This window comes from Massilia phyllosphaerae (genome assembly GCF_034659755.1).
GTDB classification, from domain to species: Bacteria; Pseudomonadota; Gammaproteobacteria; order Burkholderiales; family Burkholderiaceae_D; genus Telluria; species Telluria phyllosphaerae.
On the sequence record NZ_JAXSQX010000002.1, the window covers coordinates 401,287 to 423,127 of the forward strand.

The 21,841-nt window shown below is 66.7% G+C and carries 19 protein-coding genes; 6 read left to right on the top strand and 13 right to left on the bottom strand.

Features of this window, described 5'->3' with window-relative positions:
- Positions 1 to 141: 141 nt before the first annotated feature.
- Together U1H99_RS09970 and U1H99_RS09975 are read right to left on the bottom strand one after the other, a co-directional pair.
- A complete protein-coding gene (locus U1H99_RS09970; protein ID WP_323141581.1) occupies positions 142 to 513 on the bottom strand; it encodes a DUF427 domain-containing protein in 372 nt (123 codons plus the stop codon).
- A 198-nt stretch (positions 514 to 711) separates the two neighbouring features.
- Positions 712 to 1,410 (bottom strand): glutathione S-transferase family protein, encoded by a 699-nt coding sequence (locus U1H99_RS09975; RefSeq protein WP_323141582.1) that lies wholly within the window; start codon positions 1,408 to 1,410, stop codon positions 712 to 714.
- 163 nt (positions 1,411 to 1,573) lie between these two features.
- Here U1H99_RS09975 and U1H99_RS09980 point away from each other — a divergent pair, with 163 nt between their 5' ends.
- Positions 1,574 to 2,485 (top strand): LysR family transcriptional regulator, encoded by a 912-nt coding sequence (locus U1H99_RS09980; RefSeq protein ID WP_323141583.1) that lies wholly within the window; start codon positions 1,574 to 1,576, stop codon positions 2,483 to 2,485.
- 96 nt (positions 2,486 to 2,581) lie between these two features.
- Here U1H99_RS09980 and U1H99_RS09985 read toward each other — a convergent pair whose 3' ends face one another.
- The 3 genes from U1H99_RS09985 to U1H99_RS09995 all read right to left on the bottom strand — a co-directional run bounded on the left by U1H99_RS09985 (position 2,582) and on the right by U1H99_RS09995 (position 4,611).
- Positions 2,582 to 3,061 carry a DUF4188 domain-containing protein gene (locus U1H99_RS09985; protein ID WP_323141584.1) on the bottom strand — a complete coding sequence of 160 codons (480 nt, stop codon included), beginning with the start codon at positions 3,059 to 3,061 and terminating at the stop codon, positions 2,582 to 2,584.
- A gap of 132 nt (positions 3,062 to 3,193) precedes the next feature.
- Positions 3,194 to 3,523, bottom strand: a complete 330-nt coding sequence (locus U1H99_RS09990) for a hypothetical protein (RefSeq protein ID WP_323141585.1) — start codon at positions 3,521 to 3,523, stop codon at positions 3,194 to 3,196.
- Between the two features lie 143 nt (positions 3,524 to 3,666).
- On the bottom strand, positions 3,667 to 4,611 hold the full coding sequence (locus U1H99_RS09995; protein WP_323141586.1) for a helix-turn-helix domain-containing protein: 945 nt from the start codon (positions 4,609 to 4,611) through the stop codon (positions 3,667 to 3,669).
- Positions 4,612 to 4,737: 126 nt separating this feature from the next.
- On the opposite strand from U1H99_RS09995, the gene U1H99_RS10000 reads away from it, so the two are divergent.
- Both U1H99_RS10000 and U1H99_RS10005 read left to right on the top strand, forming a co-directional pair.
- The gene (locus tag U1H99_RS10000; RefSeq protein WP_323141587.1) at positions 4,738 to 5,904 is read left to right on the top strand and encodes a 4-hydroxybenzoate 3-monooxygenase; all 1,167 of its coding nucleotides are present in this window, start codon (positions 4,738 to 4,740) and stop codon (positions 5,902 to 5,904) included.
- A gap of 104 nt (positions 5,905 to 6,008) precedes the next feature.
- A complete protein-coding gene (locus U1H99_RS10005) occupies positions 6,009 to 7,427 on the top strand; it encodes an MFS transporter (RefSeq protein WP_323141588.1) in 1,419 nt (472 codons plus the stop codon).
- A gap of 4 nt (positions 7,428 to 7,431) precedes the next feature.
- On the opposite strand, the gene U1H99_RS10010 is transcribed toward U1H99_RS10005, so the two are convergent.
- The gene (locus U1H99_RS10010; RefSeq protein ID WP_323141589.1) at positions 7,432 to 10,182 is read right to left on the bottom strand and encodes a TonB-dependent receptor; all 2,751 of its coding nucleotides are present in this window, start codon (positions 10,180 to 10,182) and stop codon (positions 7,432 to 7,434) included.
- A 329-nt stretch (positions 10,183 to 10,511) separates the two neighbouring features.
- Between U1H99_RS10010 and cyoE the strand changes: the two genes are divergently transcribed.
- Positions 10,512 to 11,450, top strand: a complete 939-nt coding sequence (gene cyoE / locus U1H99_RS10015) for a heme o synthase (RefSeq protein WP_323141590.1) — start codon at positions 10,512 to 10,514, stop codon at positions 11,448 to 11,450.
- A gap of 16 nt (positions 11,451 to 11,466) precedes the next feature.
- Here the strand turns inward: cyoE and U1H99_RS10020 are convergent, their stop codons facing one another.
- The 3 genes from U1H99_RS10020 to U1H99_RS10030 all read right to left on the bottom strand — a co-directional run bounded on the left by U1H99_RS10020 (position 11,467) and on the right by U1H99_RS10030 (position 15,663).
- Positions 11,467 to 13,398 carry an AI-2E family transporter gene (locus U1H99_RS10020; protein ID WP_510980331.1) on the bottom strand — a complete coding sequence of 644 codons (1,932 nt, stop codon included), beginning with the start codon at positions 13,396 to 13,398 and terminating at the stop codon, positions 11,467 to 11,469.
- A gap of 166 nt (positions 13,399 to 13,564) precedes the next feature.
- Positions 13,565 to 14,185: an SAM-dependent methyltransferase gene (locus tag U1H99_RS10025; protein ID WP_323141592.1), complete on the bottom strand. Its 621-nt coding sequence runs from the start codon at positions 14,183 to 14,185 to the stop codon at positions 13,565 to 13,567.
- On the bottom strand, positions 14,182 to 15,663 hold the full coding sequence (locus tag U1H99_RS10030) for an APC family permease (RefSeq protein ID WP_323141593.1): 1,482 nt from the start codon (positions 15,661 to 15,663) through the stop codon (positions 14,182 to 14,184). Before U1H99_RS10030 ends, U1H99_RS10025 begins: the two co-directional genes overlap by 4 nt.
- 237 nt (positions 15,664 to 15,900) lie before the next feature.
- Here U1H99_RS10030 and U1H99_RS10035 point away from each other — a divergent pair, with 237 nt between their 5' ends.
- Entirely contained in the window at positions 15,901 to 17,130 is a 1,230-nt protein-coding gene (locus tag U1H99_RS10035; protein ID WP_323141594.1) for a zinc-dependent alcohol dehydrogenase, read from the top strand.
- 19 nt (positions 17,131 to 17,149) lie between these two features.
- Here U1H99_RS10035 and U1H99_RS10040 read toward each other — a convergent pair whose 3' ends face one another.
- Positions 17,150 to 18,031: a LysR family transcriptional regulator gene (locus U1H99_RS10040; RefSeq protein ID WP_323141595.1), complete on the bottom strand. Its 882-nt coding sequence runs from the start codon at positions 18,029 to 18,031 to the stop codon at positions 17,150 to 17,152.
- 118 nt (positions 18,032 to 18,149) lie between these two features.
- Here U1H99_RS10040 and U1H99_RS10045 point away from each other — a divergent pair, with 118 nt between their 5' ends.
- Entirely contained in the window at positions 18,150 to 19,265 is a 1,116-nt protein-coding gene (locus U1H99_RS10045) for an NADH:flavin oxidoreductase (protein ID WP_323141596.1), read from the top strand.
- A gap of 6 nt (positions 19,266 to 19,271) precedes the next feature.
- On the opposite strand, the gene U1H99_RS10050 is transcribed toward U1H99_RS10045, so the two are convergent.
- From U1H99_RS10050 to U1H99_RS10060, 3 genes are read right to left on the bottom strand one after another with little or no spacing between them, the layout of a single operon-like run.
- Complete coding sequence (locus tag U1H99_RS10050) at positions 19,272 to 20,012, bottom strand: ABC transporter ATP-binding protein (protein ID WP_323141597.1); 741 nt, start codon at positions 20,010 to 20,012, stop codon at positions 19,272 to 19,274.
- The gene (locus U1H99_RS10055) at positions 20,009 to 20,785 is read right to left on the bottom strand and encodes an ABC transporter permease (RefSeq protein ID WP_323142099.1); all 777 of its coding nucleotides are present in this window, start codon (positions 20,783 to 20,785) and stop codon (positions 20,009 to 20,011) included. The genes U1H99_RS10050 and U1H99_RS10055 overlap by 4 nt, the downstream gene beginning before the upstream one ends.
- Before the next feature lie 58 nt (positions 20,786 to 20,843).
- Positions 20,844 to 21,827: an aliphatic sulfonate ABC transporter substrate-binding protein gene (locus tag U1H99_RS10060; protein ID WP_323141598.1), complete on the bottom strand. Its 984-nt coding sequence runs from the start codon at positions 21,825 to 21,827 to the stop codon at positions 20,844 to 20,846.
- Between the last annotated feature and the right edge of the window lie 14 nt (positions 21,828 to 21,841).

Below are 21,841 nucleotides of genomic sequence, written 5' to 3' on the forward strand. Positions count from 1 at the left end.
GGCTCGATAGTGCGGGCCGACCGCCAGCTTGTGCGCTGCGTGCACCGGACTGGCGGTCAAGGTTTGCCGGCAACCTGCACAAGCATCACCTGGGGCGTCAGCGACCCGGTGTTCACGAAGCCCAGGCAGCTTCGTCAACCCTTAAGCGACCTTGATAGCATCAACCCGGTCAGGATAGAACGCCAGGTAAGAGGCTATCTGTGCGGCTGCGGGAAACGGATGTTCGTAACTCCATACGGCATTCACGCTGCGTTCTCCCCCTGATGGAATACTGTAGTAAGCGCAATCCCCTTTGTAAGGGCAATACGTTGCATGTTCGGTGCGCTCAAGCTGATCCATGCGCACGTCGTCGCGCGGGATGTACAGGACAGCCGGATAGCTCGCTTCTTTCAGGGATAACGCTCGCGTGCTGTCCGCAATGACAGTGCCGCCCAAGGTGACGGTAACGCGGCGAGACTCGGGCGTGATCGTGATCGGATGGTCCGGCCCAGGCAGTTTCATGGTCTTGTTCATGCGGCACACGTCCTCAGAATTGGTTGAAAATGCGCGGCAGATAATGTACCTGCCGCGTCAAACCTTGACCTTGATGTCACCGGAGCGACTGTCCCCGGGTCAAAAGCAGACTACCACGACTGCCCTCTACCAACCAGCTAGACCCGTTCAATCGCGCGAACTCTATTAGCTTTGGCAGCGCCCGGCTTTAAGCTTGATTCAAGCCTTGTTGTCGAGTTCAGGGATGCCACTGCTACGATCGGCATACGCGGCCTGGAAGCTCGGACGTTGCTGCCAGCGCTGCCAGTAGGCATCCAGGAACTCAAAACGCTCATCCAGCGGCGTGGCATTCACAGGGAATTTTGAAAACGCGATCGCGGTCGCCAGCGTGATGTCGGCGAAAGTAGGCTCGTCGCCTCCCAGCAGCCATTTGCGTCCATCCGAAAGGTGCTTGTCGACCAGAGCAGCGTGGGCCAACGCTTCTTTGCGGCAGTGTTCGCCCCAAGCTTCGTTTTTCGTCAGTTCGAGTTTGAAACCGAGACCGGTATGCAGAACATGGAAGGCCGTGACGATGCGATACAGGATGTGAACCCAGATGCGGTTATCCCACATGTTGTCCAGGCCCTGTTCCAACGGCGTGTCCCCCATGATCTTGCGGCCGGGGTAGGACTGGTCCAGGTAACGGACGACCGCTGCCGTTTCGGAGATGGTGCTGCCGTCCGCGAGCTCGAGGGTCGGTGTCTCACCCCAGGAATTCATTTTCAAGTGACGCCAGCCACGCTGTTCACCGACTGTCGTCATGTCGTAAATGGTCTCCTGGAACTGCTCAGCAATCCCTTTTTCGTGCATGAACAGGCGCAGGCGTTGCGGGTTGGGGAAAGCCGACGGCGAGGTGTAAACGTTCAGTTTGCTGGTCATTTTGAAACTCCTTCAAGTATGTCGAGGGGGAGGCCAACCGCGTGATGCTTGAGCGGGGAGCCCTTGGCGCGTTGCTGCTGAAGCAATGGATGTACTTTAAGGCGTTGTTCAAGATTGATAAACCGTGTGACAATCAATTCATTTATTACATACGGTAATCAATATGGTCGCAGGCAACCTACTTCAGCTTGGCAGCATTGAACAGTTTTGTAGAGCGGCGGAGACCGGTAGCTTTACCGGTGCAGCCGAGATGCTCGGTTTGACGCCGGCTGCGGTCAGTCGGTCGATCAGCCGCCTCGAGCAGCGGCTTGGCGTACGTCTGTTTTTGAGGACGACCCGGGCCGTCAAGCTGACAACTGAAGGCGAGCTGTATTGGAAGGAATGTCAGCGAGCACTCGAGCAAATTGCCGAGGCCGAGCGTGCAATCACGGGTGCGCAAAACGTCCCGAGTGGGCCGCTACGCATTAGTGTCAGTGCTGCATACGGAACGTTTCGGCTGTTACCCCTGATGCCTGCGTTTACAACGCTTTATCCGCAGATCGACATCGAGATCAGTATCTCGGACAAAATCATTGACTTCGTCGAAGAAGGCTTTGACCTGGCGATCAGGCTGGGCATTCCACAAGATTCACGTCTTGTCGCGTTCAAGCTCGAGGACGCAATGCTGGGGGTATTTGGTACGCCAAGCTACCTTGCGAAAAAAGGCGTACCTCGCGGTATTCAGGATCTTAGTGAACACGATTGTATCCAGTACATATCGCCAAATACAGGGCGCCCGCTCCAGTGGCTGTTCACCGATGAACACGGTACCTTGATCGAGAAACCAATAACGAGCCGGATGCGCGTACTGAACGATGCGTTAGGCGCTGTCGCCTGGGTGAATGCGGGCGGCGGCCTTTATCAAACCTACCGCTTTGCAGTGGCCGACGCCCTGAGGCGCGGTGACCTTGTCGAGGTCCTTCAAGCGTATGGCGGCCGCTCCCGCCCGTTTTCGATTCTCTACCCCCAGAATCGTCACCTGTCAGCGCGCGTGCGCGCATTCGTAGAGTTCTTGCGCTCGGCAGTGAAATCTTAGCTTGCAGGATGCGCGCCGTAGCGAAGCCGCAGCTTTTCAGCCCGGTCAGCCGCACGCCGTACATCTGCTGTCGACCCATTTTCGACGCTTAGCGTTTCAGTCACCCGGGCCGCCACGTCGGAGCCGAGCCGCGGCCGATTGCTTGTGGCCAGTTGCCGCTACCAGCTTACCCGCACGGCCCAAGCCAAAGGCAGGCATGTTGACGTACACGCTTTCGTGGCCACCTTCAGCGATGGAATATGTTTCGTGCCAAATACCGACTGAACCATCAGTGCCGACTGACTGATTGAATGCCTTCCACGCCGGTAGATGGCTGGCTTGCTTGTTCGTTGCATAGGACAATAGTTGCTCCATCGAGCGCCAGTACTGGACAAGGACAATCGTCCTTGAAAACCACATCTCGGCATGGAGAAACCCCAGTTCAGGCTGACGCTGTAGTTCGCTGATCATTCGGGGCATGGCGGTGGCGACGGGCCACCACTTATGCACTCTCCAAGGCTGATTCAGGCGCATGCCGATCAGGAAGACGACAAAGTCCCCATCGATCGTTGCGGACAAGCGTTCACGGTTAATCAAGTTGTTCTCGCGCGAGCATCAGTGTCTTCTTTTAGCCGATCTCGGCCATTTGACTCAGCATAGCAGCGTGCCACGCAAGAAAAGTCGCAAATTGTCACGGGGCACCGCCATCGACCCGACGTGGACATTTGCTTACCGAAGCACGGTCCAGGCAAGTACAGCGAAAATTGCAAGCACCGGAAATACACCGCAAACGGCAGCCCGGCGAAGCCAAGTGGAACAACGGGTGTCAAGACCGAAAGATTTTGTCAATGAGTGCGACCACAAGGATGCAGGGTAGGCAATGACCAGGGCGACTACGTACGCTACGGCGATACCCAGGATCGTTATGAACACCGCAGCCAGAGCTGCGTCCCCGGTCGAGCGGCTCATTACAACCATATAGCCGATAACAGCGAGGTAAGGAAGCAGGCCCATAAACATCAAACCATTTGCGACACGAAATTTGGTCTCAGGTTGCATGGATGTTCTTCCAAATATTGGTCGTCGTGTCCCGCGCCTCATCGTTGAAGCACCTGGCTTCTTCGCACTGTCTATCCCTGGCCGGTTGCCGCCATCGGCTCAGTGTACGAGGTACTTCCTGCGGCAGCAAGCAAGAGGTTTTGTCATGGCTCCAGGATTGGCGCTTCCTTACCGCGATCCAGTGTCTCGGAAGCCTGCGTCCGCTGCCGGAACTCCTTCGGCGTGGTACCGACCAGCTTCTTGAACAGCCGGCTGAAATAGGCCGGGTCCTGGAACCCGAGTTCATAGGCGATCCCGGCCACGCTGGCCGACACGTAGGTCAACTTGCGGCAAGCCTCCAGCATCAGCCGCTCCTGGGTGATCTCGAAGGCCGACTTGCCGGCGATTTTCAGGCACAGCCGGTTCAGGCGTACCGCCGGGATACGCAGGCGCTCGGCGTACTGCGGCACGCGCCACTGTTCCTTGTAGTGGCGCTCGACCTCGGTGCGGAAGCGGCTGAACAGCTCGAAATCGTTGCGGCCGGTCTTTTCGGCGATGTGGCGCTCGGCCTGCACCCGCGCCAGCATCAAGAGGATGCAGCGCGCCAGCCAGTCCAGCATCAAGGTGTGGCCCTGGCGCGGCCAGGTCGCCTCCAGGATCAGGTTGCGCAGCAGCGTCTCGATGCGCTCGCGCGCCTCGGCCACCGGTCCGAGGCCGATCGCGAGCGGTTCCACGAACAGGGAGGTGAACAGGTTGCCGTCCTGGCCGGCGGCGGCGAACAGCAGGTTCTGGTCGATCGTCAGCACGTAGCCGTAGGCTTCTTCGGAGAATGCGAAACCGTGGACCAGCGACGGGTGGATGGTCAGCGCGATCGGTCCGTCGAGCTCGACCACGGTGTCGCCGAGGGTGGCGCGGACCTGGCCGCCGAATAAAAAAAGTACCTGGAACAAGCCGGCGTGGGTATGCGTGCCGATGTGCCAGTCGTAGACGCGGCTGCGGGTTTCGATCAGCTCGATATGGACGCCTTCGGCCCCGGCGCCCCACGTGAGTTCGCCATACAGGGCGAATTGCGGGATGGCGGCAGCGGGAGGGGCGGAGGCAGGACGCATGAGGAAGACCGTCGAGTCGGAAGCGGAATGAAAAAATAGTACAAGTTTTTTCGGATTTCATCCATTCATATCGGTCGCCGCACGCACTAGGATGACACCAATAGAACATAAAACGGAGACATCATCATGCGTACCCAGGTCGCCATCATCGGCGCCGGTCCGGCCGGCCTTTTGCTTTCCCACCTGTTGCACCTGAACGGCATCGAGTCGGTCGTCTTGGAGTCGCGCAGCCGCGCCGACATCGAAGCCACCATCCGTGCCGGCGTGCTCGAGCAGGGCACCATGGACATCCTCAACGAAGCCGGCGTCGGCGAACGCATGCGGCGCGACGGCGCGCTGCACCACGGCGTCGAGCTGGCCTTCGGCGGACGCCGCCACCGCATCGACCTGACCGGCCTGACCGGCAAGGCGATCACCGTCTATCCGCAGCACGAGGTCATCATCGACCTGGTGGCGGCCCGCATGGAGGCCGGCGGCGCGCTGCTGTTCGAGACCAGCAAGGTCGAAATGAGCGGCATCGACGGCACCCGCCCCAGCGTGACGTTCGAACACGACGGCCAGGCGCGCCGCATCGAGGCCGACTTCGTGATCGGGGCCGACGGCTTCCACGGCGTGTCGCGCCCGATGATCCCGCAGAGCCAGCGCCAGGACTACCAGCGCATTTATCCGTTCGGCTGGTTCGGCATCCTGGTCGAATCGCCGCCGTCGTCGGATGAACTGATCTACGCCCGCCACGAACGCGGCTTCGCGCTGGTCAGCACGCGCTCGCCGACCGTGCAGCGCCTGTATCTGCAGTGCGACCCGCGCGACAGCGTCGACAACTGGTCCGACGACCGCATCTGGTCCGAGCTGCATGCGCGTACCGAAACCAACGACGGCTGGAAGCTCAAGGAAGGCCGCATCTTCCAGAAGGGCATCATCGGCATGCGCAGCTTCGTGTGTGCGCCGATGCGCTCGGGCCGCCTGTTCCTCGCCGGCGACGCCGCCCACATCGTGCCGCCCACCGGCGCCAAGGGCATGAACCTGGCGATCTCGGACGTCAAGCTGCTGGCCAATGCGCTCGACGGCTACTATCGCCGCGGCAGCGAAGAGGGACTGGACAGCTACTCGAGCGACGCGCTCAAGCGCGTGTGGCGCGCCGAATTCTTCTCGTGGTGGATGACGCGCCTGCTGCACACCTTCGACGACGCCTCGCCGTTCGAGCGCCAGGTGCAGCTGGCCGAGCTGGAAAACATCGTGGCCTCGCGCGCGCTGAGCACGGCGCTGGCAGAGAACTACGTCGGCGCATTCTGAGGCACCCGGCCCGTGCCCGACCCACGGGATTCCATATAAATAGTATTATCCAATAAGAATAAACGATCGGCCGCCCCCGCGGACCGGCAATTTGGAGACACGCCATGCACCAGCAGACCCCTGCGCAAGGACGCGGACCGGGCACGCCCGTCGACGTCCAGGATTTCCTCAACCAGCACCGCTTTTCCGCTTTCCAGTGGAGCATCTTCGCGCTGTGCTTCCTGATCGTGCTGCTGGACGGCTTCGACACCGCCGCCATCGGCTTCATCGCGCCTTCGCTATTGAAGGAGTGGGGCCTGAGCAAGGCGGCGCTGGCGCCGGTGCTCAGCGCCGCGCTGTTCGGGCTGGCCGCCGGGGGCCTCACCGCCGGTCCCTGTGCAGACCGCTTCGGCCGCAAGACGGTGCTGGTGGTGGCGGTTACCCTGTTCGGTGCCGCCTGCACCTGGTCGGCGTTTTCGGGCAGCCTGACCGAGCTGACCATCCTGCGCTTCATCACCGGCCTCGGCCTGGGTGCGGCGATGCCGAACGCGGTCACCCTGATGAGCGAGTACTGCCCCGACGGGCGCCGCGCCACCCTCACCAATGCGATGTTCTGCGGTTTCCCGCTGGGCGCCGCGCTGGGCGGATTCCTGGCGGCCTGGATGATCCCGCAATGGGGCTGGCGCAGCGTGCTGCTGCTGGGCGGCCTGGTGCCGCTGGTGCTGGCCGTCGTCATGCTGGTGCGCCTGCCGGAATCGGTGCGCTGGCTGGTCGCCCGCAAGGTGCCGGCCGCGCGCATCCGCGCCGCGCTGGAGCGCATCTCCCCGAGCGCGCGTGAGGTGCAGGCCTTCACGATGGCCGAGAAGACCGCCGGCGCAGGCACGGCCGTCAAGCGCACCGGCCTGCGCGTGATCCTGTCGCGCCCCTTCATCGTCGGCACCGTGATGATCTGGCTGGCCTATTTCATGGGCCTGGTGATCTTCTACTCGCTGATCAACTGGATGCCGATCCTGTTCAAGGAAGCCGGCCTGGATGCGCGCACCGCGACCCTGGCGGCCTCGCTGTTCCCGCTCGGCGGCGTCGGCGCGGTGTTCCTCGGCGTCCTGATGGACCGCTTCAATCCGAACCGCGTGATCGCCCTGTGCTTCAGCCTGAGCGCGGTCAGCATCTATGCGATCGGCCTGTCGGCCGGCAGCGTGGGCCTCTTGATGACGATGGTGTTCGTCGCCGGCACGCTGATGAACACGGCCCAGTCCTCGCTGCCGGCGCTCGCCGCCAGCTTCTATCCGACCCAGGGCCGCGCCACCGGCGTGGCCTGGATGATGGGCGTGGGCCGCTTCGGCGGCGTCGCCGGCTCCTTCCTGGTGGCCGAACTGGCGCGCCGGCAGGTCGGCTTCCAGGGCATCTTCGCGGTGGTCGCGGTGGCCGGCGTGTTCGCCACCCTGGCGCTGCTGGTCAAGCACTGGGCCCATCCGGACCGTCCGCAGGAAGGCTCGCCGGAAAGCGAGCCGGCCGCCCGCCGTTCGGCCAGCCTGGGGCATTGAGCGGTCAGCGCAACGCGTAGTTGATGCTGGCGTAGAAGCGCCGGCCGCGCGGGTCGGTGTAGGTCGGATCGTAGCCGGACAGGAAGAAGTAGGCTTGGTTCGAGTACGGCGGGCTGCGGTCGAACATGTTCTGCACGCCCGCGCGCAGCTTCAGCGCCGGGTTGAACTGCCAGGCCGCCGACAGGTCCCACAGCGAATACGGCTGCACGCGGTTCCGCGCCACCACGCTGCCGTCGTCGATGTTGATTGCCGTGTTCTGGTCTTCGTAGCCGCTCGAATAGGTGTTCGACAGGCTGGCCGACAGCGGGCCGCGTTCCCAGTCCAGGGTGATGGTGTGGCGCCAGCGCTGCACCACGCCGTCGGTCACGAACCTGCCCACGTTGCTGATGTAGCTGTCGCCCGGGCTGTTCTGGATTTTGGAATCCAGCACATAAGTCCCGTTGAGGCGCCCGCCGAAGCGGCCGACCGCGGTGTCGATGCCGCGCACCGTGACCGCCAGGTCCAGGCCCTTGGCGACCTGGGCGCCGCGGTTTTCCTTGCGCAGGTCGATATAGTCGATGTAGCCGTCTTCGTCGCGGTGCACCAGGTCGCCGTACTTGGCCAGGTTGCCGAGGATGACGTCGTCGCCGATCTCGCTGATCAGGTCGGTGCGCTTGATGTTCCAGTAATCGAGCGAGGCATTCACGTGGCGGCCGGCGGCGAACACGGCGCCCAGCGAGAACTGGCGGCTGCGTTCCGGTTTCAGGTTTGGATTGCTGTAGCGGCGCGTGTCCCAGTTGTCGGCGCAGTCGGCATAGTTGTTGTCGACCGTGGCGCAATACACCGGGTCGGGCAGGGTGGCGGTGCTGCTGTAGACCGTGGGGCGGTGCAGCTCGGTCATCGACGGCGCGCGGAAGCCGCGGCCGGCCGACCCGCGCAGCAGCAGCGCCGCGCTCGGACGCCAGCTCAGGCCGATCTTCGGGCTGGCCGCGCCGCCGACCTGCTGGTAATGGTCGTAGCGGCCGGACAGCTGGGCTTCCCACTGTTTGGCAAAGGGTACCAGCAACTCGCCGTACACGGCCTGGATGTTGCGGCTGTCGTGGGTGGCACGGCCGCCTTCCGGCGCGGCGTCGTTGTTGATGTTGTCGCTCAGGAGCAGGGCGGAGGGCGTGAAGTCGTTCTTTTCGCGCCGCAGCTCGCCGCCGACGGCCACCGCCAGGTCGCCGCCGTCCATCTTCATCAGCGCGCGCGAAAGCTTGAAGTCCCAGGAATCCATGGTGCCGCGCGCGTGGCGCACGTCGTCGTGCACCTGGATGCTGTCGAGCAGGGCGCGGCCTTCGGCGCCGGACGGACCGAACGGGTTGATGCGGCCGTCGGCGATCCCTGCCAGCAGCTCGTTGTACAGCACGTAGCCGTGGGTGTCCTGGTCCTTGACGGTGTTGATGCTGTGGTTGAACGCGGTGTCGTAGTCCCAGCCGCCCAGGTTGCCGCTCAGGCCGACCACCACGCGCACGCCTTCGCTGGTAAGGGTGCTGGTGCGGCGCCCGGCTTCGTTCAGGCGCATGCGCAGTTCGAGTTCGCCAGGCACGTCGTCGTCGGTGACCTGGTCGAGGCCGGTGCCCGCCAGTTGCGGCACCTTGCGGTAGTCGATGTAGCCGGTCACGCGTGCCGACGAGCCGGCGTAGTCGGTCTTCGCGCGGCTCAGGGCAACTTCGGCATAGGCCTGGTGGCCGGCGCCGAGCCTGATCACGCCGCGGCCGAGCAGGCTGGCCTTGTCCGACTTCGGATACAGCTCGGTGTCGTTCATGTAGTCGTAAGTACAGGCATCGACGCCGCCGGTGCCGGCCGGCAGGTACACATTGTCCGGCGGCGCGCAACCGGGCACCGACAGGTTGATCAGGCGGTTGGTGATCGGCTTGCCGTTGATGGTGAAACCGTTCTCCTGCAGGTAGTCGCGCTGCGCCGTGCTGAGGCGGATGTTGGCCGGGCTGGTGTAGCCGGACAGCAGGTGGCCCAGGCGCTGCTCGACCTGCAAGCCTTTGACGAAGCTGCGCTGCGACGTGCTCAGGGCATTGGTGCGCTGGAAGTCGGCCACCGCGAACACGTTGTAGCCGTCGCGGTCGAGGTCGCCCTTGCCGGCGCCGATGCTGGCGGTGCGCTTGCCGGCGCCGCCTTCGCGCGTCTTGAGGCCGTAGGCATTCAGTTCCAGGCCCTGGAAGTCCTTGCGCGTGATGAAGTTGATGACGCCCCCGATGGCATCGGTACCATACAGCGCCGAGGCGCCGTCCAGCAGCACTTCGACCCGTTCGAGGGCGGCGGCCGGTATGTTATTCAGATCGACGCCGCTGTCGTCGCCGGGCGAGGCGAAGTTGGCCATGCGCCGGCCGTTCAGCAGCACCAGCGTCGAGGAGGTGCCGATGCCGCGCAGGTTGGCGCTGTTGAACCCGCGCTGGTCGCCGCCGACGTTGATGCTGACGCCGTCGGTCAGGCCGCCGACGTTCGACGAGATCCGCGTCATCAGTTCGGCGGCGGTGGTCACGCCGGCCTTGTCGATCTCGGCGCGGGTGACGGTCTGCACCGGGAGCGCGGTCTCGGCCTGCACGCGGCGGATCGCCGAACCGGTTACTTCCACCGTCGGCATCGGCGCGGCCTGCACGGCCTGCGCGTCCGGGGCGATTGGTGTTTCCTGCGCCATTGCGTGGCCGGCGAAGCCGCCGGCTGCCATCCACGTGCCAGCCAGCACCACGCCGCGCACGGCGTGGGCAACCCCTGTCATCCTCGTCTTCATGCTGTCCCTTGGTTAATACGGCATGTTTGACGATATTCAACAGGCGAGGCTCAGGCAAGCAGAACCGCCTTGGTGCCCAGGAAACGTTGTAGAACTGATACGGAAGACGGTCGCGCGCGCGACGAATGCGCCGCCATGGCGCGGCGCCGCCCCATTGCCTGTCTCGCAACTGGGACATTTTGCCCCAATGCTTGCGCCGCGAATTCCGGTAGCATTAGCGTCCCCGAATACCGAGCCGCCCGCTTTCCGCCGCAGTCTCCGCCGCAGCGCGGCCCGATGTGACTGCGCGCCGCACCCGTTGCCATGAGAGTTTGACCATGCGAAACCATCCCGCCGCCCAGCTGCGGCCAGAATCCGCCGCCGGCGCCGGCAGCGCCCCGCTGCGTGCGCTCGCCACCCGCATCCCGCAGTACTGGGCGCTGACCAAGCCGCGCGTGACCCAGATGACGGTGTTCTGCGCCGTGATCGGCAGCCTGCTGGCGACGCCGGGCGCGCCGGACTGGGCGCTGCTGGCCTGGACCGCCGCCGGCATCTGGCTGCTGGCCGGCGCTGCGTTCGCGGTCAACTGCCTGATCGAGGCCGAGGTCGATGCCCGCATGGCGCGCACCGCGCGCCGCGCCACCGCAAGCGGCGCGCTGTCGCGCACCCAGGCGCTGTTGTTCTCGCTGGCGCTGGGCGGTGCCGGCGCGGCGCTGCTGTACGCGCGCGTGAATCCGCTGACCATGTGGCTGACGCTGGCCACCTTCACCGGCTACGCCTTCATCTACACCATCTTCCTGAAGCCGAACACGCCGCAGAACATCGTCATCGGCGGGCTGGCCGGGGCCATGCCGCCGGCGCTGGGCTGGGCCGCGGCCACCGGCAGCGTGCCGCTGCAGGCCTGGCTGCTGGTCTTGATCATCTTCCTGTGGACGCCGCCGCACTTCTGGGCGCTGGCGATGGCCCGGCGCGACGACTACGCGCGCTCCGGCCTGCCGATGCTGCCGGTCACGCACGGCATGGCCTATACCGGCATGTGCGTGTGGCGCTACAGCCTGCTGCTGGCGGCCGGTTCGGCACTGCCGTGGGCGGTCGGCATGAGCGGGCTGCCTTACCTGGGTGCGGCGGCGCTGCTGAACGCCGTGTTCCTGCGTTACGGCTGGCTGGTGCACAAGCGCTATACTGATGAGATCGCCCGCAGGGCGTTTGCCTGGTCGATCGTCTATCTGGCGCTGCTGTTCGCGGCGCTGCTGGTGGATCACTACCTGCCGCGTTGAGACTTCCCTGGCCGCCTCAGCGCACCGCGGCCGCCGTCCCCTGCCACTTGGCCGAGCGCTCCGGCGCCACGAAGGCCAGCGCTTCCTCGAACGAACGCAGCACGATGTCGACGTGCTGCTCGACCACGGGCTGGCTGACGGTCGAGGTGTCGATCGACAGCCGGATCGTGGCCAGCAGCGCATGCGGCACGTTGTCGCGCAGGCGGGTGGCGGCGCCGATCCATGGTTCCAGCTGGTCTTCCAGCGGATAAGGCAGGAAGATCGTCGACACCAGCTCCGACTTGTCCGGGTCCGGGCGCTCGTCGTCGCGGTCGATGGTGGCGCTGCGGGCGTCGACGTCGGCCTCGCGCAGCGAACGCACCAGCAGTTCGCTCAGCACGGCGTCGCGTTCGCCCGGCAGGCCGGCGCACAGCACCACCGAGCGCAGCGGCACGTCGAGCGAGCCTTGCCAGCGGCCCTGGCGCGCTTCGCGCATCTGGCGCAGGTGGGCGCCGAGATTGGCGTCCAGCAGCGAGACGTCGCGGCTGCGGCGGCGCCGGCTGAGCATCGGCCCGCGGCCGCCCTGGGTCAGCGCGGCGGCGACGGTGGCGGTCGTGCCCTGGATCGTTGCGACCTGGGTGGCGTCGATCTGGCCGCTGCGGCGGTCGGCCGCGGCGATCGACAGGCCCGGCAGCAGCACCTGGTCGCAATAGCGCGCGAAGCTGGCGCGGCGCAGGTAGGCCTGGGCGTCGCGCAGGATGGTGTAGGCGTCGCCGGTCAGGGCGCGCTGGTAGAAGCGCTGGCCGCCGCTGACGCTGGGGGCGTCGCCGAGCAGGATGGTGACCGGCTCGAGCCCGCGCACGTGGCGGCCGGCCACGACCAGGCACAGCGTCAGCGGGGTCGACAGCAGCAGGCCGACCGGGCCCCACATCGCACCCCAGAACAGCGCCGACACGATCACCGCCAGCGGCGACAGCCCGGAGCTGTGGCCGTAGACTTTCGGTTCCACCACGTTGGCGACGATGACTTCCAGCGCCACGAACAGGACGATGCAGGACACCGCCAGCTGCCAGCCCGGGTCGATGGCGGCAACGAACATGGCGATCACGATGCCGGCCGCCATCACGCCGAGGTAGGGTACGAAGCGCACCAGGCCACTGAGCGCGCCCCACAGCGCCGCGTGCGGCACGCCGGCCACGCCCAGTAGCACGCCGATCAGCGTGCCGAAGGTCAGGTTCACCACGAACTGCGAGAAGAAGAAGCGCGACACGCCCTGGGCGGCGTCGCCCAGCGTCCGGATGGTGCGGCTGACCTCGGTCTGGCCGGCCAGCCGAATCAGGCGGTCGCGCAGCGATTCGTGTTCGATCGAGATGAAAATCAACAGCACCAGCACCAGGCCGGCTTCGCCGATCGGCCCCCAGGCCAGCGAGAACAGGCGCGCCAGCTGGTCGCGCGTGGTCAGGCGCGGTGCGCGCACCTCGACCGGCAGCGGCATGGTCGGGCTGACCGTCACGGTATTGATGCCACGCTTGCCGACCGGCGTGGACGGCGCCTGCGGCGATACCGCGCTCAGTTCGGCCTCGATGCGGGCGAACGGGCGCTCGGTCAGCTCGCGCACGGTGGCGATCTTGGTGCGGATCGCGGCGCGGTACTTCGGCAGGTCGCCGGTGACCGCCACCAGCTGGAAGGCCAGGATGGTGCCGATGCCGACCACGGCGGTCGACACCAGGACCACGGACAGCAGTGTGGCCGGGAGCTGGCCGATGCCGACGCGGCGCATGGTGCGGATCAATGGCGCGATCACCAGGCTCAGGATGGAGGCCAGGGCAAGCGGTTCAAGCACGTCGCGGCCAAAATACAGCAGGCCGAGAAAACAGGAAGCCGTTACGAGGGAGCCGGAGCTCAGGTGCTTGAGTAATGGAGAATCGCGCATCGCGGGGAGCGGCCGGGAACGGCCGGGCCACCCCATGTCAATAAAACCTCCAATGTAACGAAAAAATGGCAGCGGATCAATTCGGAAGAACCGCAACCACGCCGCATTTGCGCATCGACAGCGCCGCAACGGCAGGCGGGATACTGTCGAGCGAGCCCGGCAGTGCTCGGGCGGCACGCTCCGTGCCGGTTACAGGGCGGGTTCAGGCCCGGCCCAGGGCGGCCGGCGCGGCCGCCGATTTCTGCGCGGCGGTGATGGTCCACAGGCAGATCGTGCGTCCGGACGCGTCCACGGTCTGCTCGGGCGGCCAGTCGGCGCCCATGTCGAAGGCGTGCGATACCACGCGGCTCCCCACGCGCAATTGCTTCCAGAGCTGGGGGCGCAGCTTCACGTTGATATTTGGTAGCAGGTACAGCGTGACCACCGAGGCCGGCGACAGGTCGGTATCGAACAGGTTTGCCACGCGCAGGTCGACGCGTTGCGAGACCCCGGCCTTCTTGGCATTCGCCCTGGCTTCGGCGATGCGTTCCGGATTGATGTCGATGCCGACCCCGCGCGCACCGAACTGCCGGGCGGCGGTGACGACGATGCGGCCGTCGCCGCAGCCGAGGTCGTAGACGACGTCGTTCTTGCCGACCTTGGCCACGGCCAGCATGCGGTTGACCACGTCCTGCGGGGTCGGCACGTAGGGCACGTCGAGCCTGTGCGGCGCAGGCGCGATGGACTGCGCGGCCTGGGCCAACGGGGCGCGCCCCGGAACCAGGGCCAGGCCGGCACCGGCGGCGGTGCCCAGCAGCAGTGTGCGGCGGGTATGCGATGTCATCGTCGGTTCTCCTTGGCTTGGGTTTCAGTAGGGCGGTGGCCGGTGTACGCCCGGGCCTGCAGCGCCAGCAGCGCCGCCAGCACCAGCACGCCGGCGGCCAGCACGGCGACGCCGATCCAGGCGGCACTCAGGCCACCCAGCGACTGCGCCGACACGTACGACAGGCTGGACCACAGCATGCCGGCGCAGGCGAGACAGAACACGGCCGGCAGCAGCGGGTACAGCGGCACCCGGTAGGGACGCGGGCGTTCCGGCTCGCGCCGCCGCAGCACGAACAGGGCGATCCCGGTGAGCAGGAAGAACAGCCAGAACACCGGCGCCGTAAACTCGACCATGGCGCGGAAGCCGCTGCCGAGCGCGGTGCCGAGTCCGACCAGCGCCAGCGCGGCCGCGCACTGCAGCAGCAGCGCCACCCGCGGCGTGCCGCGCGCGCCGTCCCAGCCCCCGAGCCAGCCGAGCGCACGCCAGTCGCAGCCCAGCGCATAGCCGGTGCGGGCGCCGACGATCATGGTGGCGTTGATCGAGGTGAGCGCCGACACCGCCACGAGCAGTGCCAGGATGCGCTCGCCCGGCGCGCCGAAGGCCATCCGCACGACATCGGCCGCCGGCGCGCTCGATGCCGCCAGCCCAGGCATCCCGAGCGCGTGCCAGCAGGCCCAGGCGACCAGCAGGTAGAGCAGGGTGATCAGGCTGACCGACAGCACCAGCGCGCGCACCATGTTGCGGCGGCCGTCGCGCACTTCGGCGCTGATATAGGCGGCTTCGTTCCAGCCGCCGTAGGCCAGCAGCACGAACACCATCGCCAGGCCGAAAGACGCCGGCGGGCCGGTGCCGGCCGCGGCGGCTGCGGCGGATGTTGCGGATGCGGCCGAGGGGACGCCGGCCAGCAGCGCGGCCGCGGCCGCCACCCCCAGCAGGGCCGCCACCTCGAGCAGCGTCAGCCCGGTCTGGGCCAGGCTGGCGCCGCGCAGGCCGGCCAGGTTGAGCGCGGCCAGCGCCACCACCGCCAAGGCCGCCCAGGCTGCCGCGCCCAGCGCCGGCGTGGCGGCCGGCAGCGGCAGCACCTGCTGCAGGTAGTCGCCGAACACGAAGGCGAGCAGGGCGATGGAACCGGTGGTGATCACGGCGTAGCGCGCCCAGCCGAACAGGAAGGCCAGGCCGCGCCCGTAGGCCAGCTGCAGGAAGTGGTAGTCGCCGCCCGGATGGGCGTAGGCGGTGCACAGTTCGGCGTAGCACAGCGCCCCGGCCAGCGACACCACACCGCCCAGCACCCAGGCCAGGAACATCCAGGGGACGTCGGCGGTCATACCGGCCACCAGCGCCGGTGCCTTGAAGATGCCGGCCCCGACCACCACGCCGACGATCAGCGTGACAGCTTCGCGCAGGCCGAGCAGCGGACGCGGGCCGTCGAGGGCATCGAGAGCATCGAGAGCGTCGGCGTTCGGCGCGGGGGCGGCTGGCGGAGCTGGAATCGGCATCGGTGGCGGCGCATGTGCTGTGTGTCCAGTTAGGCTGCCGCAGCCGTCGCGAGTTCCGCATGTGGGCGGGCGCTAGACCGGGATCAAGCGGGCGTCCGGCCGTGGGAACGCCGCCGGCCGACCCTGGAAGTACCGATGATCAAGAGTAACGTACGGCCGTGCAGCAAAAAGCGATGCTAGCCTGTTATGTCCCATGCCGGCCAACGCCCGGCGTGCCCTCCCATTGAAAGGACCCCGATGAAAGCCGTTGTATTCCACGCCATTGGCGACATCCGCCTGGACGACGTCCCGGAACCGAAGATCGAGCAGGACCAGGACGCCATCGTCCGCATTACCACCAGCGCCATTTGCGGCACCGACCTGCACTTCGTGCGCGGCACCTTCGAAGGCATGAAGGAGGGCACCATCCTCGGCCACGAAGCGGTCGGCATCGTCGAGCAGATCGGCAACAATGTGCGCAACCTGTCGGTCGGCGACCGCGTGGTGGTGCCGTCGACCATCGCCTGCGGCTACTGTTCCTACTGCCGCGCCGGCTACTATGCGCAGTGCGACAACGCCAACCCGGGCGGCCCGGGCGCCGGCACCGCGTTCTACGGCGGTCCGCAGCCGGCCGGCGGCTTCAACGGCCTGCAGGCGGAAAAGGCCCGTATCCCATTCGCCAACGTGAACCTGGTCAAGTTGCCGGACAATGTCACCGACGACCAGGCGATCCTGCTGTCGGACGTGTTCCCGACCGGTTACTTCGGCGCCGACCTGGCCGACATCAAGCCTGGTCACACGGTGGCGGTGTTCGGCTGCGGCGCCGTCGGCCAGTTCGCCATCGCCTCGGCCAAGCTGATGGGCGCCAGCCGCGTGCTCGCCATCGACCACCTGCCGGACCGCCTCGAGATGGCGCGCCGCCAGGGCGCGGAAGTCATCAACTATGACGAGGAAGACCCGGTCGCGACCATCAAGGCGCTGACCGGCGGCGTCGGCGTGGACAGCGCGATCGATGCGGTCGGCGTCGATGCGCAATGCCCGCACCACGGTCCGGCCGCCGCCGAAGCCGCGCAAAAGAAGGACGAGTTCGCGGAAGAAGTGAAGAAGGTCGCGCCGCACCAGCATCCGCACGGCGACAACTGGGTGCCGGGCGATGCCCCGTCGCAGGCGCAGCAGTGGGCGGTGCAGGCGCTGGCCAAGGCCGGGACCCTGTCGATCATCGGCGTCTACCCGCCGGCCGACAACAGCTTCCCGATCGGCGCCGCGATGAACAAGAACCTGACCATCCGCATGGGCAATTGCAACCACCGCAAATACGTGCCCGACCTGGTCGAGCTGGTGCGCGTCGGCGCGATAGATCCCACCGCCATCGTTACCAAGCGCGAGCAGATGCCGTCGGTGATCGATGCCTATAAAGAGTTCGACCTGCGCCATCCGGGCTGGATCAAGGTCGAGCTGATCGCATCGCGCGAAGGCCGGATGGGCTGAACGTTCAGCTCATCTCGGCTCAGCGCAGGCGCGCGAGTTCCTGTTCGAGCGCGTCGAGGAAGACCTTGACGCGCGTCGGCACATGGCGGCGGGTGGGCGTCATTGCCCAGACCGACAGGTCTTCCATCGCCGCGTCCTCGAGACCGATGTCCAGCAGGGTGCCGTCGCGCAGCTGCTGCTGGACATCCCAATAAGTCAGCATCACCAGTCCCAACCCCTGCTCGGCCGCTGAACGTGCCGTGGCGACATTGCTTGTAGTGATACGTGCGTTCACGCGGATACGCTGCAGCCCCTTGTCGACTACGAAGGGCCAGCGCGGCACCGCCTGCAGGACGACGCAGTCGTGCCCTTCCAGGTCGCCAAGCGTGCGCGGCCGGCCCCGCTGTTGCAGGTATCTTGGCGAAGCCACCAGCACGCGCGGGTTGGCGGCGATCCTCCTGGCCACCAGTTCCGAATCGCCCAGCGTGGCGATGCGGATCGCCAGGTCGAGGCCCTGGCCCACGATATCGACGACGCGATCCGACACGTCCAGCTCGATCCGCAGTTCCGGATGTTGTTCGAGCAGCGTGGGCAGCAGGCGCAGCACAATGGTCTGCCCGAACACGCTGGGCGCGGTCAGGCGCAGCAGGCCCGATGCTTTGGTGGCGGATGGCCGCAGTTCGCCCAGTGCGCTGTTCTCGGCCTCGACCATGGTCGTGGCATGCGGCAGGAGCGCTTCGCCCTCGGCGGTCAGCGCGACCGAGCGCGTGGTGCGGTGGAACAGGCGTACGCTGAGTTCCTCTTCGAGGACTGCGATCCTGCGTGACACCTGCATCGGACCGATATCGAGCTGCCGCGCCGCCGCCGACAAACTGCCCGCGGACGCCACGGCCAGGAAGATCCGGAGATCCGCTATCTGCATTTATAACCTTTTATGTTAAAGCGGTTTCACACTTGCAGTGCTTTTTCTCACAAACAAGTGCCTTTATTATGGCATCCACCGCTGCACCAGCAGCGTAATCCTCAAGAAAGAGTCGACCATGAAGCAAGCCCTATCCTCGATTTTATCCAGACATGATAAGAACGGCGTGTCCGTCAAGAACCGCCTGGCGGTGGCGCCGATGACGCGCGTGACCGCGACGCCAACCGGCGTGCCGACCGCGACGATGCGCGACTACTACGCGCGCTTTGCCAAGGGCGGGTTCGGCCTGGTCATCACCGAAGGCTTGTACACGGACAAGGCGTTTTCGCAGGGCTACCGCAACCAGCCCGGCATCACCGACGACGAGCAGGCCCAGGGCTGGAGCGCGGTGACCCGCGACGCCCATGAGCAAGGCACGCTGGTATTCGCCCAGCTCATGCATGCAGGCGCCCTGAGCCAGTTCAATCCCTACCGCGATCACACGGCGGGGCCGTCGGCAGTCAAGCCGGCCGGCAAGCAGATGGGCTTCTACCATGGCGAGGGCGACTACGCCGACCCGGTCGCCATGACGGAGGAACAGATCGCCGAGGCGGTCGACGGCTTTGTCCAGTCGGCAGTGCGCGCCGTGCGTGTCGCCGGTTTCGACGGCATCGAAATCCACGGGGCCAACGGCTACCTGCTCGACCAGTTCCTGACCGCGCACACCAATGTGCGTGAAGACCGCTGGGGCGGCAGCACGCAGGGCCGGGTCAGCCTGCTGGTGGAAGTGGTGAAGGCCGTGAAGGCGGCCATCGGGGGCGAGGTGCCGGTCGGCATCCGCATCTCGCAGGGCAAGGTCAACGATTTCACCAACAAGTGGCCGGGCCGCGAAGCCGATGCCGCCATCATCTTCGGTGCGCTGGCGCAGGCGGGTGCCGACTTTATCCACGTCACCGAATTCGAGGCATGGCAACCGGCCTTCGAAGGCGGCAGCAACAGCCTGGTCGCGCTGGCGCGCCGCCATGCGCCGGACGTCACCATCATCGCCAACGGTTCCCTGCATAGCCTGGAGCGCGCCGCCGAGATCCTGCAGCATGGCGCCGACATCGTGGCGCTGGGCCGTGGCGCGCTGGCCAACCCCGACCTACCGCACCTGTTCGAGAAGGGCGAGGCGCTGCGCGAATTCGACGGCGCGATCCTGGGTCCGATCGCCGACGTCAAGGACAGCGAGCTGGCCATCGAGCTGGTGCGCTAGCAGGGCTCAGGCGGTTTCCAGGTCGAACATGGCCAGGATGCCCGCCTTGAGCCGGGCGGCTTCGGCATCCCCGCGCGCGCGCGGGCGTGCCAGCCCGACCGGCAGCTGGGCGCGCGGCGGACCGGCCTGGCGGTCGAGCAGCACGATGCGGTCGCTCAGGTGCACCGCTTCGTCGATGTCGTGGGTGACCAGCAGCACGCTCAGGCCGCGCTCGCGCGCAACACGCGCCAGCAGGTCCTGCAGCTTGATGCGGGTGATCGCGTCGACCGCCGAGAACGGCTCGTCCAGCAGCAGCACGCGCGGCCGGGTGTACAGCCCGCGCGCGATCGCCACCCGCTGCGCCTGTCCGCCGGACAGCTGGCGCGGCAGGTGGGCGCCGTAGCCGGCCAGGCCGACTTCGGCCAGCAGCGCATCGACGGCCCCCGCGGCGGCCGCCGCAGCGCCGCCGCCGAAGGCGATGTTGCGCGCCACGTCCAGCCACGGAAACAGGCGCGGCTCCTGGAACACGAAGCCGATGCCGTCACCGTCACGCTCGCCGGCTCCGGCCAGCGCTGCGCCGTCCAGCCGCACCGTGGCCCGCGCCCCCTTGTCGAGTCCCGCCACGATCGAGAGCAGCGTGCTCTTGCCGCAGCCGCTGGGGCCGACCAGGCTGACGATCTCGCCGCGCGCCAGTTCCAGGCGCAGGTTCTTCAGCACGACGCGCTCGCCGTAGCGCTTTTCGTCGACGACGATTTCCAGAAAACTCATCGGTATCCTCCACCCAGGCTCCCCGCGAAGTCGTCGCGCCAGGCCAGCAGGCGCCGTTCCAGCGCCACCATCCCCATGTCGCTCAGCTTGCCCAGCACCGCCAGCAGCACGATCGCCGCCAGGACGATGTCGGCGCGGCTGGTCTCGCGCCCGTCCGACAGCAGGTAGCCGAGGCCGCGCGTCGCCGCGATCAGTTCGGCCGCCACCATGAACATCCACGCCAGCGACAGGCCGGTGCGCAGTCCGGTCAGGATCGCCGGCAGCGCCGCCGGCAGCAGCACCCGGCGCACCAGCGCCAGCGGCGCCAGCCGGTACAGCTGGGCCACCTCGACCAGCTTGCGGTCGACCCCGCCAAAGCCGGACACCACGCCGGTGTAGACCGGGAAGAAGGCGCCGATCGCGATCAGGACCAGCTTCGGTAGTTCGTCGATGCCGAACCAGAGCAGCAGCAGGGGCACCCAGGCCAGCGACGGGATCGCGCGCAGCGCCTGCAGCGTCGGATCGAACAGCGCGGCGGCGCGGCGGTCGAGCGCTACCAGCGCGCCGGCCAGCAGCGCGACGCCGGCGCCGGCCAGGAAGCCGATCGCGACCCGCGCCGTGCTGGCCGCCAGGTGGGCGCCGAGGCCGTTCTCGGCCAGCCAGGCCAGGGTGCGTGCCACTTCGGATGGGGGCGGCATCAGGTTGGCCGGCAGCACACCGGCGCGCACGGCCAGCTCGGCGCCGCCCAGCAGCAGGGCCGGCAGCACGAAGGGCAGCACCAGCAGCAGCGGCACGCCGCCACGGCGCCGATGCGCACCCGCTGCGGGCACATCCAGGACGCGGGTGTTCACGTCAGCCCTTCGCGATGTAAGGCTGGGCGAAACGGGTGTCGACCAGCTCGGCGATCGCGCGGTTCAGGTCGGCGCCGGGCTTGACCAGCGCTTCGTCGCGCAGGATCGGCGCTGCCTGGCGCAGGGCGTTCACGTGTTCGGTGCCGGGCAGGGGCTGGCTGAAGTCGCTGCGCAGCTTGATCTGCAGCAGGGCCACCGGCAGCGAGACCTTGGCCTCTTCGGACAGGATCTTCGCCGCTTCGGTCTGGTTGGCACGCACCCAGGCGCGTGCCTTTTCATAGGCCTGGATCACGCGCGCCGTCTCGTTCGGATGGCTGCCCAGGAATTGCTCGCGCACGTTCAGGAAGCCGTAGGTGTTGAAGGCGACGTTCCGGTACAGCAGGCGCGCACCGCTTTCAAGCTCGCTCGCGGCCATGTGCGGATCGAGGCCGACCCAGGCATCGACCTTGCCCTGTTCCAGCGCCGTGCGGCCGTCGGCGTGCTGCAGGCTGACGTGCTCGATATCGGACCGTTTCAGGCCGGCCACTTGCAGCGAGCGCAGCAGGAACAAATAGGGATCGGTGCCCTTGGTGGCGGCGACCTTCTTGCCCTTCAGGTCGGCCAGGCTGCGGATCGGGGAGTTCTTCGGCACCACCAGCGCGGTCCATTCGGGCCGCGAGAAGATGTAGGGGGCGCGGATCGGCGTGCCGTTGGCGCGCGCCAGCAGCGCGGCCAGGCCGGCCGAGGAGCCGATGTCGATGCTGTTGCCGTTCAGGTATTCCAGCGCGCGGTTGCTGCCGGCGCTGAATACCCATTTGACCTTGGTGCCGTCGGCCTTGAAGGCTTGTTCGAGCCAGCCGAAGCGGCGCAGCACCAGGCTGGTGGGCGAATAATAGGCGTAGTCGAGGCGGATTTCCTCCAGCGGCACGGCGGCGGCCAGGCGCGGCAGGGTGGCGGAGGCTGCGCCGGCGGCGGCGGCGAGTTGGAGCAGGGTACGGCGTTTCACACTTTTCCTTTCTT